Raw genomic sequence first — 11,270 nt, forward strand, 5'->3', positions numbered from 1 at the left:
CAGAATAAAGTAAAATGAAAACATTGATTTCAAAATATTGGCTCGTACTCATGGCGCTGGTTTCAGTGACCCTGTTCACTGCTTGTTCCTGCGATGACGACGATGCCGTAAACCCTGTGTTCCCACAGGTACAGACTATCGCAGGTGCAGCTGGCGACGAGTTGGACTTCACCTTCGATGCCAACGAGAACTGGAGCCTCGCTTCTTCTGCCATCTGGTGTAAGCTGGCGCAGGGCGAGAATGCTGATGCCTTCGTGCTCAATGGTACAGCAGGCAAGCAGACCCTCAAGGTAAAGATTACGGCAGATGATGCCAGCAAGGATATGAGCGTGGCTCAGCTCTTCCTGACCATGGGTGGTCAGAAGGTTGCCATCGCTGAGGTAAAGCGTTCGGCTGCCGGTTATGAGCTCAAGGTTTACGATGAGTTGGGCAACGATATCACCGAGACAGGTATTACCGTTGGTTACAAGGATATCGCAGGTCAGCCTATCTACAACAAGTTCTCTGTCAAGGCAAACTATCGTTTTGCTGTTACCAACACTCCTGCCTGGGTAGAGTTGGAAGGCGGCTTCCTGGTAGGTACACCTAACAAGCCAGCCGTAGGCGGTGCAGCCTTCAAGGAGAACCAGGGCATGAGCGCCAAGTATGCCATTGCCAAGGATGCCAACTACACCGTTACCTTCTCTTCTGAGGATGGCAAGGCTGCCGTTACCGTACCGGTTATCTATAATGGTATGACCACCAACACCATGGATGTTACATATCCTACCGCTTCACAGTGGGCAGTATGGAATGTATCTCTGGATGGCAAGGTATTCACCCAGAACGGTTCAAGTCTGAATGGCGAGACCACCAATGCGTTTACTTTCCACAACTTCGTTCCTTTCACCCTCAAGACCTTTGGTGATGCTTATCAGCTGGTAGTCTTCGAGAACAAGGAGAATGGTTTGTTCGAGGATGCTTCCGGCGCTGTTAAGTTGCTGGGCGAGAAGGGTGATGTGAAGCTCACTGTCGCTCCATTGGGCAGCGGAAGCCGTGAGTTCCTGGTCTATGCATTGCCACAGAGCGTATTCGAGAGTCTGGAGAATGGACTCGACGGAATGCTGGAGGGTGACTTCAAGACCGTGAAGAGCGATTACGACCGTTACTTCCTGATGGACATCGTACAGAAGGAGGACAAGAAGGGCGAGTCTGCAGTTACTGCTCCTATCGTAACCAGCATGGGTATGGAGGCAGATTGCGCCTTGACAAGCAATGAAGACTATAAAATGTATGCCGAGGGCTTCTTCAACTATACTGGCAACGAGGTATTCGAGTCAACTGTTTATGGTGGCTATGTAGCCATCTATCCACAGATCGACGGATGGGATCCTACAGCTGGAGCAAAAGTAGTCATTTACGATGGCACAGGAAACTCTGTTGAAAACTATGAGCCAGGACAGGACGAGAAGGGCATCTATGTAGGAATGAATGTAGATGGACTCAAGTTCCCTATCTTCGCAGGATTCAACGATGCCCAGGGCACTTGCAAGCGTGTAGTCTTTATCAATAATATGGGATTTAGAAGCAAGAGAAAGTAATGAAGAAATTCAAAAGATATAGCAAGGCATTCCTGTTGCTCCTGGTTGCAATGATGACCCTGGTAGTGACAAGCTGCTCCGACGATAACACCGAGGGCTGGGACGGCACATACGGTTATGTGCAGTTCATGCTCTCCAAGAAGGTTTCGGCGAGAGCCACCCGTGCCGCTGCCATCGATAAGCTTGAGAAGCTCGGCGATGCCAAGAAAATCAAGGTGGTGATGGAACATGACGGTACAACCGTATCGCAGACATTGTCGCTCAATGCCTACAATGCTGAGAATGCGGAGTATGGATTGAGAAGTGATAAGCTGCAGCTGGCATCAGGTTCTTACACCATCATCGGTTTCTATCTCTATGATGCCGTAGATGAGGAGCTGCTTGCCTCTTCTGCAGGCGAGACCTTCACCGTTGTGGGAGGCGGCTTGACCAAGCAGGACCTGATGGTTGAGACCGTAGAGCGTGGTAAGGTGCAGTTCGACCTCATCAAGCAGTGGGAGAAGACCCGTGCCGGAAACCAGGAGTATCTCTTCTCCAGTATCCGCATGATTGATGTGAGCGTAACCAACCTCTTCACCCGTGAAACCTTCACCTTCGCCAACCTGAAGGTGAAATACAAGGAGGGAAGCAAGGAGAATCAGAATCCGGACAACGAAGACGATAAGTATATGGATGTGGCTATTGCCCATTGCGATTCTACCGTATGGCTCCCGGCAGGTACCTATCAGGTTACCTCTTATACTACATACGGCAAGACCGGTGCGGTGAAGATTACCTACGAGACTCAGCCGGTAAAGGGCGAGGCTTTCGTGGTAACCGACAACAAGCTTACCGACAATGCACAGGTGCCTATCCTCCTCTCAGAGACCAAGGAATACATCAAGGACTACAAGGCGTTGAAGGCTATCTGGGAATCTCTGCAGGGCAAGGACTGGAGCTTCTATGGTGATGCTACCTTCCACGGTGCCAACTGGAACTTCAACAAGGAACTCGATATGTGGGGTGAGCAGCCTGGCGTTACGCTTAACAGCAATGGCCGCGTCATCGGTCTGGTCATCGCTGGCTTCGGTGCCAAGGGTATCGTGCCTGATGCCATCGGTCAGCTGACAGAACTCCAGGTGTTGAACTTCGGTTCGCATGACGAGAAGATTGGTGCCAACCTCTTCTCCGACTACGATGCCAGCAAGTTGAGTGCCGCTCATAAGATGGCAATGCGTCATGATTATGAGAATAAGTTCCTGAAGTATGACCCACGTGCCCACATGTCGGAGATGATCGTGGAGAGTTTCAACTCTGATAGCAAGAATGCCAAGAACTTCATCAAGAAGGATTCCAGAATCCAGCTGAAGGATGCTCAGATTGGTTTGACCACCAACAAGATTACAGGTATCTCGAAGGCAATCTATCGCCTGACCAAGATGCAGCAGTTCTATATTGGTAACTCACCAATCACTGCGGATGAGGTTTGTACCAAGTTCTACGATGATGAGAATTCAGAGTACCATCGCTTTGCCGAGGAATATACCGAGGAGGCATGGGACAAGATGACTACTCTCACCGACCTGGAGCTTTACAACTGCCCTAAGCTGACCCGCCTGCCGGATGTGTACTACAACCTGCCGAATATCCAGGCGTTCAATCTGGCACGTAACAAGGGTATCAAGGCAGCTCAGCTGCGTGACGACTGGGAGCAGATGGCAACCAGCAAGATAGGTAAGACCCTGCAGATTCTCTACCTGAGCTACAACAACCTGGAAGAGTTCCCTGCCACATGGGCACTCCGCAACATGGTGAAGCTGGGCTTGCTCGACCTTGCCAACAACAATATCAAGAAGGTGCATCCATTCACCAAGGAGGTCATGCTTTCATCACTCTATCTCAACAATAACCAGATAGAGGAGATTCCTGCCGACCTGTGCGGTTTCTCAGAGAATACAGAGAGTCTGAACTTCTCTTATAACAAGTTGAAGAAGATCCCGAACATCTTTGATGCAAGCTCTGTACACGTGATGGGTTCTGTAGATTTCTCCAACAATGAGATTTCGGGTGTGGATGACGCTGGCGGTTACAAGGGTATCAATGCCTCAACCGTATCGCTTGCAAACAACAAGTTCAGCAAGTTCCCTTCAGAGCTGATTGCTGCCGGTTCGCCAATCATCACCCTCGATCTGAGCGGCAACCAGATGACCAGCATCCCTAAGGGTTCCATCAAGGGTAAGTATGCTTATCTCTTGCAGGTGATGGACTTCCGCTTCAACAAGTTGACAGCTCTCTCTAACGACTTCTTGAGTGATAACATGCCATATATCACCAACATCGACCTGAGCTACAACTGCTTCAGCGAGGTACCTACCCAGCCATTGAACAGTGCCAACCTGCGTGCGTTCGGTATCAACCATCAGCGTGATGCCCAGGGCAACCGTCCTCTCCGCACCTGGCCAACAGGTATCACCAAGTGCCCAAGCCTGATTCAGTTCCAGATTGGTTCCAACGATATCCGCAAGGTGGATGAGACATTGACCTCTCACATGTATATCCTGAACATCTCAGACAACCCTAACATCTCTATCGATGTAACCAGTGTCTGCGCATACATCAAGGCAGGTTTGTACAAGTTGTTCTATGACAAGACCCAGGACATCCGTGGCTGCGATGCATTGGATCTCGAAAATTAAACTATAAGGAAGTAAGATAATATGAAATATATTAAGAAACTTACATGGCTCCTCGTTCTCGGTGCCGGTCTGATGACCGCATCCTGCAGCGACAATGATGATGTGGAAATCCCTGGTGGACTCGCTATCGACAAGGAGCAGATAGAAATAGGAGCTGAGGGCGGAAGCGAACAGCTCGCCATTGCTGCCTCTCAGAACTGGGTGAGCAGCGTGGTTGAGCCTTGGCTGATGCTGACTCCTGCCAACGGTGTGGGTTCTACCACTGCTACGGTAATCGTAGATTCTACCTTGACCAATGGCCGCCGTACCACCGACATCGCCTTCATCGGCGATAACGGTCAGCGCCGTACCGTCTCGGTCGTGCAGTTTGGTTATGGCAAGCAGATTGATATCAAGGACCCTGTTGTGGAAATCGATAACTCCGGCTCATACGATGAGCGTGCTTTCGAAAGTCTGATTTCTGCCAATGTGGAATGCAAGATCGGAAGCATCGAGTATTCCTTCGAGGGCGATATGACGGATGCCGAGAAGGCGGAGAACGAAGGTGAGCGTGAAGGATGGCTCCTGAACGCCAAGAACGAGGATAAGCTGACCGGTACCAACCTGGGTATCGTGCTCGACCGCAAGGCGCGTCCTCGCAGCGTGAAGTTCAAGTTCCGCTGGAACATGAACATCGTTCCTGCTGTGCGTGTGGCTAAGGTTCATCTCGTTCCTGTGAATGCAGATGATGAGCTGGTGGATGCTGACGGCAACAAGACGAATGATGTGATCCTTACCGTTCGCCAGGCTGCGGCTCCGAAGATAGAGGATACCCGTGCCGGTGACTCTCTCTCGGTCATCATGATCAACCAGAAGCTCAACAGTATGGCTACTTACGATACAAGCGACAACATGCGCAACTGGAGCAGCGTAACCCTCTGGGAGGCTACCGATGCCTTCGTGAAGCAGCACCCTGAGGCTGTGGGGCGTGTGCGCAGCGTGAAGTTCAGCATGCTGAATCTCAAGCCGGGCGAGACGCTTCCTAAGGAGGTGAAGAACCTGAAGTACCTGGAGAGCTTCTCTGTGGCAAGTAATGACAACAACCAGATTCGCGAGATGCAACTCGGCGAGGACATCTGCGAGCTGGCTTATCTCAAGCATCTTACCGTACAGGCGTTCGGACTGGTTAAGTTGCCTGCGGGCTTCAAGAAGTTGGGTAAGTCACTGGAGAGTCTCAATCTGGTAAGTAACAACTTCAACAGATTGTCGGATATCACCAAGGTGGTGAATGCCCAGAACTTCCCTCACCTCACGGAGCTGATTCTCTATGCACAGCGCCGTTCCGATGTCTGCATCAATATGAGCGGATTGAACAAGAATAGCGACGGCAACTATATCTACAATACTTATCCTATCGGTATGTATGGTAATATCAGCAGCGAATATTCTGAGCGCCAGGCATTCCTCTCGCTTCTTACCTGGGACAACCTGAGAGCCCTGGAGCTTTCTTACTGTTTCCTGGAGGGCGAACTTCCTACCGATGAGGAGATGGACGAGGCCTTGGAGGCTGCCGGAAAGCCTACACGCTATACGGCTGCCGACTTCTCTACCAACAAGGCAGAATGGCAGGATAAGCTGGTGGGTGATACCTGCAAGTGGTTGCTCTCTAAGTGGAACAACCCTGTAACCTGCAAGCAGAAGGATGGCACCATCGTTTACGAGGATGTCTATCCGATGTCTGTGCCACGCGTGTTGCCTAAGTGTCGCTCTTTGGCACTCAACCTCAACTTCTTCACTGGTGCGGTGCCTAAGTGGATTCTGTTCCACCCTCGCATGGTGCTGTGGAGCCCTGCCACCATGGTATTCAACCAGACGGAGCGTGGTTTCAACACAGAAGGTAAGGCTGCCGGATTCTCCAACATGGCTGAGGATACCTATAGCGCAGCGTACTACTATGGCTCTAAGGATCCAGGTTCCAAGTGGGAAGTGAAAGGCGTAGCTTATCCATTGTACTACCGTGCCTACGTGGCTGCCGGAGATGAATCTGGCGAAGAGGCACTTGCCAAGTACAAGAGAAGTAGAAAAGTAAGTAGATAATTAATATAGAAGCAAACAATGAAGAAAAAGTTTTTCTATATAGCAATGGTCGCTTTGGCATTGACAGGCTGTTCTGACAGCCTGTCAACCATCGACTCTTCTGAGGGCAAGGCAGACATCACCATCCCTTCTGATGCAGAGGCTGGTGAGTTGCTCATCAAGTTTGCCCCAGAGATGAGCAGCATTCTCGACCAGGCGCAAATGAGCAAGACTCGTTCCGGAATGGCTACCCGTTCGGGTATTCCTTCTACCGACGAGGTGCTCGACATCCTGGGAAGCTACAGCTTCGAGCGTGTCTTCCCTGTTGATGCAAACACCGAGGCTAGAACCCGTGAGGCGGGACTCCACCTCTGGTACACCGTGAAGTTTGACAAGAGCACCGACCTGAAGGCTGCCGCTGAGCGCCTGAAGCAGTTGGGCGAAGTTACCAAGGTGCAGACCAATGGTCGCATCAAGCGTGCCTACAATACCGATAGCAAGCGCATCTATCTCAGCGACAAGGCGCTTCAGCAGAAGGCAACCCGTGCGGCTGCATCTGGTGAGCCTAACGACCCAGGCTTCGCTTATCAGTGGCACTATCGCAATCTGGGCGCCGGCAACTATGGCTTCGAGAATCTCAACGATAATCAGGCTGGTGCTGAGGCTGGATGTGATGTGAATGCCGTTGAGGCTTGGAAAACCTGCGTAGGCGATCCTTCCATCATCGTGGCTGTGCTCGACGAGGGCGTGATGTACACTCACCCTGACTTGGCGCCTAACATGTGGTGCAACCCGGGAGAAACTTCCCAGGGTGCGAAGGCTGATGGCGACGGAAATGGTTATGAGGGCGACCTTCACGGATATAACTTCGTAGAGGAGAGCGGAAACATCACCTGGTCGGATGCCAATGATTCTGGTCATGGTACCCACGTAGCTGGAACCATCGCTGCTGCCAACAACAATGGTATCGGCGTGAGCGGTGTGGCTGGTGGTGACGGTACTCCAAACTCCGGAGTCAAGATCATGTCTTGCCAGATCTTCTCCGGTCAGAACAGTGTTACCTTGGCAGGAGAGGCGAGAGCCATCAAGTATGCTGCCGACAATGGTGCTGTCATTCTGCAGTGCAGCTGGGGTTACAACTCCTCTGAGAGTAGCGAGCTGAGTGGTTACACTCCTGGACCTGCTACCGAGAAGGAATGGGCTGAGACCTATCCGCTGGAGAAGGAAGCGCTGGATTACTTCATCAACAATGCTGGTTCGCCAAATGGCGTAATCGATGGCGGTATTGCTGTCTTTGCTGCCGGTAATGAGTATGCGGGCAATCCTGCATTCCCTGGTGCTTACTCCAAGTGTGTGAGCGTAGCGTCGCTGGCTGCCGATTATACTCCTGCCTGCTATACCGACTTCGGTTCGCTCGTAACCTTGAGTGCTCCGGGCGGTGACTTGGAATACTATGGTAAGATTGGTGAGACTGAGGATGAATATTGGGCTGAGACTGGCGAGCAGAAGGGTGCCGTGCTCTCTACTTTGGTAAAGAACGGACAGCCTGCATATGGTTATATGGAGGGAACCTCTATGGCTTGTCCTCACGTATCGGGTGTGGCTGCCTTGGGTCTTTCCTATGCTGTCAAGCAGAACCGTCACTATCGTGCTGCCGACTTCATCTCCCTGATGAAGAAATCGGTGAAGGATCTGGATAGCCATTATCAGAATGGTGCTACCAAGACTTATTACATGAACCATACCACCGTGGGTGCTTCGCCTGAGACCATCGAGCTTTCCAAGTATATCGGCAAGATGGGTGCGGGTCTGATTGATGCGGCTCTGCTTTTGAACGGCATCCAGAACAAGGAACTCAGTTCGGAGATGAAGCTGCCTAATATGTATGTGGGTATCGAGAAGACAACTTCTCTCAACCTTGCTGCTTATTTCGCAGGTCAGACTGAGGGCTACTCCTGCTCGGTTGCCAATACCAGCGTGGCTTCTGCTACCGTAGATGGCAAGATGCTCATCGTGAAGGGTCTCGTTGCGGGTAGTACATCGCTCACCGTAACTGCTGCCGACGGTACTAGCCAGACTGTGACAGTAACTGTTCGTAAGAGCGCCGGTAACAACGGTTGGATGTAATATGAAGATATTTGCTTTCCTATCGGCTTTCTTCTTGGCTTTGCCTGTTACGGTGAATGCCCAGAAGGAATTGCTGAAGTTTGAGCATCCCTTGATAGATGCCGGTACGATGACCGAGGACGATGCGCCTCGCACCTTTACCTTTGTGGGAAGGAACGTGAGCAAGAAAGTGTTGCACATCTCGCAGGTGAGAACCACCTGTGGATGTACCCGTTCCTTTGTAAAGGGTGATGTGATGCAGCCGGGCGATACCTGTCAGGTACAGATTACTTTCACCCCGAATCGCTATCCGGGCACTATCAATACGGGGGCTTTTCTCTATCTGAAAGAGATAGAGGGTCAGCCAGCCGTGAAGCTTGCCTTGACGGGAAGGGTGCTGCCGGGAGCCGATATGTGGGCTCGCTATCCGCATAAGATGGGAGCGCTGAGGCTGAAACAGGCGAAGGCAAGCATCACGGAGGTGAAGCCGGGCACAGAGCCTTCGGCACGTATCCTCTGCGGCAACAGTGGCGACAAGCCGCTTCGCATCTCCAGTTTGCTTCTTCCTCCATACGCCCGGTTAACTACCGAGCCGGAGGTGATAGAACCGGGTGATGAGGCTGACCTCGTTATCACCATCCTTGCGGATAAGATTCCTGCAACGATGCCTGAAACCTTCACCTTTCCTGTTATTCTGGAGGGGCTGGATGCCCGTCCGTCCGACAGGACCATACAGGTGAGTGTATCCCGGCTTAAATGATGGCTGACTCCGGGCATCAATGATGCCTGAACCTTATCATAAGTAATCCATTCAATTATAAACAAGAAAAGATAAAGAAATATACAATGAAATATTTAAAGAAACTCTTCACCCTCCTGGTGATTGCCTTGTTTGCCTGCGGCTTTGCAGCCTGCAGCAGCGATGATGAGGAACCGGAGGAGCCTGCACTGGAGGTGACTCCTGCCAATCTTCATGGCACATGGAAGTTGGTGGAGTGGAACAATGGTGAGCAGGTGCCTGAGGGTACTTACTGCTACATCGTGTTCAACCGCAAGGAGCAGACTTTCGAGATGTATCAGAAGTTTGACAGTATGTATGGCCGCCACATCACGGGTTCGTTTGCCATCAAGAACGATCCTTACCAGGGCTACATCATCAGCGGAAGCTATGATTACGGCATGGGCGACTGGAACCAGAGCTATCTCGTAACCCGCCTTCTGGCTTCGGGTTCCATGATCTGGACCGGCAAGGATGATGCCACCGATGTTTGCCGCTACGAGCGTTGCAGCGAGGTGCCAGCCGAGGTTATCAAAGAATCGAAAGATTTTTCAGAATAAAGCCCGCCAGGTGCTTTGGGGGAATCTATCATAAATTCTTCCCCAAACGCCCTGAAAGGGCAGAAGCTCTTAGCCCAGGGCAGCGCCCTGGGGAACAAGCACTCGGCAAAGTCGCCCTGTAAGGGCAAAAGCATAATTCAAAGAGCGAATAATCAGCAAACCATGCTGATTATTCGCTCTTTTTTTGTATCTTTGCCCTCGAACTTTTCATCACTCTCAAATGTAGAGGATAGGTTCAAGGAATAAAGTATAAGGATTAAAGTTCAAACGATATGTTGCCAATATTAACGATTACAGGTTCCGACAGCACCGGCGGCTCTGGTGTACAGGCGGATATCAAGACGATATTCGAATTGGGAGGTTATGCCGTTTCGGCGATAACCAGCATCACCGTGCAGAATACCCTGGGTATCCAGGAGTTCTTCGATATTCCTGCCGAGATTGTTTCCGGACAGATAGAGGCAATTATGAACGATATGCAGCCCAACATCGTGAAGGTGGGAATGATACGCAAGGTTGAGACGCTGAATGTGCTCATCGATGCCTTGACCAAGTATCGTCCCGATTACATCATCTATGCTCCTTCCATCTGGTCGAGCCAGGGCGATGCGTTGATGACCGAGGATGTGGTGAGCCAAATCAAATACCGTTTGCTGCCGCTCTGTTCGGTAGTCGTGGCGAGAAAGAAGGAGAGTGATATCATTCTTCAGAACTCCCGACTCCTGGAGCTTGCCGAGAAGCAGGGGCTCAGGATTTACCGGCTCGATAATGCCAATTCGCATGGTCTCATCAACCGCTTCTCTTCTGCCCTTGCCATCTATCTGAACCAGGGTAAGAAGATGGAGGAGGCGTTGGCGATGGCGCAGGATTTCATCAATATAGAACTGGCTAGGGAGAGCAATCTGCAGGGCAGGAGTTCTGAGCTTTACAACCAGTTTATCTCGCAGGTGAACAACTTCTGCCGCACCTATAGCGATGTGCATTTCTATGCCGACCAGCTGAATGTGAGTGGCCGCTATCTGGCGCAGGTTACCCGCCGTATCTCCGGCAAGACGCCGAAGGCAATCATCGATGAATACATCGTGAAGGAGATAGAGCGCGAACTCTCTACCACCACGCATACGGTGCAGGAAATAGCCAATACCTTCGGCTTCTCATCCCAGGCTCATCTCACCAAGTTCTTCAAGAAGATGAGAGGGGTAACGCCTTCTGCTTTCAGGCAGAAAGGCTGAAAACAGGTGGTTTTTGACCAAAAAGTTAAAATAATTAAGTTAAATGAGGAACACGGACAAATTGAATTTGTCCGGCTCTTTTGTCTGGGTGCTTGTAAAGGCTTAAATGTTAGCAACTTATAAGATGCCGGACAATTTGTCCGGACAAATTCAATTTGTCCGTGTTGTTTTTTTCTTTGCTTTTTAACTCTATGTTTTTCTTCTCGGAACTCATAGACTTAGGAGCCATAAAACTATGAGTTGGTTTCGTTAACATAAAGCTCTAAAGCAGCCAAAGGAGAATA

Annotated in this window: 7 protein-coding genes; all 7 read left to right on the plus strand. The window is 50.8% G+C overall.

All coding sequences use genetic code 11. The annotated features are described in order from the left end of the window. Positions 1-14: 14 nt before the first annotated feature. The 7 genes from DXD25_RS06960 to DXD25_RS06995 all read left to right on the plus strand — a co-directional run bounded on the left by DXD25_RS06960 (position 15) and on the right by DXD25_RS06995 (position 10,986). Entirely contained in the window at positions 15-1,580 is a 1,566-nt protein-coding gene (locus DXD25_RS06960) for a DUF5003 domain-containing protein (protein ID WP_117662490.1), read from the plus strand. Further along, positions 1,580-4,255, plus strand: a complete 2,676-nt coding sequence (locus tag DXD25_RS06965) for a DUF4458 domain-containing protein (RefSeq protein ID WP_117662492.1) — start codon at positions 1,580-1,582, stop codon at positions 4,253-4,255. Before DXD25_RS06960 ends, DXD25_RS06965 begins: the two co-directional genes overlap by 1 nt. A gap of 21 nt (positions 4,256-4,276) precedes the next feature. Further along, positions 4,277-6,331 carry a BACON domain-containing protein gene (locus DXD25_RS06970; RefSeq protein ID WP_117662494.1) on the plus strand — a complete coding sequence of 685 codons (2,055 nt, stop codon included), beginning with the start codon at positions 4,277-4,279 and terminating at the stop codon, positions 6,329-6,331. An 18-nt stretch (positions 6,332-6,349) separates the two neighbouring features. Beyond that, positions 6,350-8,437, plus strand: coding sequence for a subtilase family N-terminal domain-containing protein (locus tag DXD25_RS17155; RefSeq protein WP_117662496.1), 2,088 nt, complete (start codon positions 6,350-6,352; stop codon positions 8,435-8,437). 1 nt (position 8,438) lies between these two features. Then, positions 8,439-9,176 carry a DUF1573 domain-containing protein gene (locus DXD25_RS06980; RefSeq protein WP_117662498.1) on the plus strand — a complete coding sequence of 246 codons (738 nt, stop codon included), beginning with the start codon at positions 8,439-8,441 and terminating at the stop codon, positions 9,174-9,176. An 86-nt stretch (positions 9,177-9,262) separates the two neighbouring features. Then, positions 9,263-9,754: a lipocalin family protein gene (locus DXD25_RS06985; protein ID WP_117662500.1), complete on the plus strand. Its 492-nt coding sequence runs from the start codon at positions 9,263-9,265 to the stop codon at positions 9,752-9,754. Between the two features lie 272 nt (positions 9,755-10,026). Continuing rightward, positions 10,027-10,986: a hydroxymethylpyrimidine/phosphomethylpyrimidine kinase gene (locus DXD25_RS06995; RefSeq protein ID WP_117662504.1), complete on the plus strand. Its 960-nt coding sequence runs from the start codon at positions 10,027-10,029 to the stop codon at positions 10,984-10,986. The last annotated feature ends 284 nt before the right edge of the window (positions 10,987-11,270 follow it).

It is taken from the genome of Prevotella sp. TF12-30, assembly GCF_003436715.1.
Classification (GTDB): Bacteria; Bacteroidota; Bacteroidia; order Bacteroidales; family Bacteroidaceae; genus Prevotella; species Prevotella copri_A.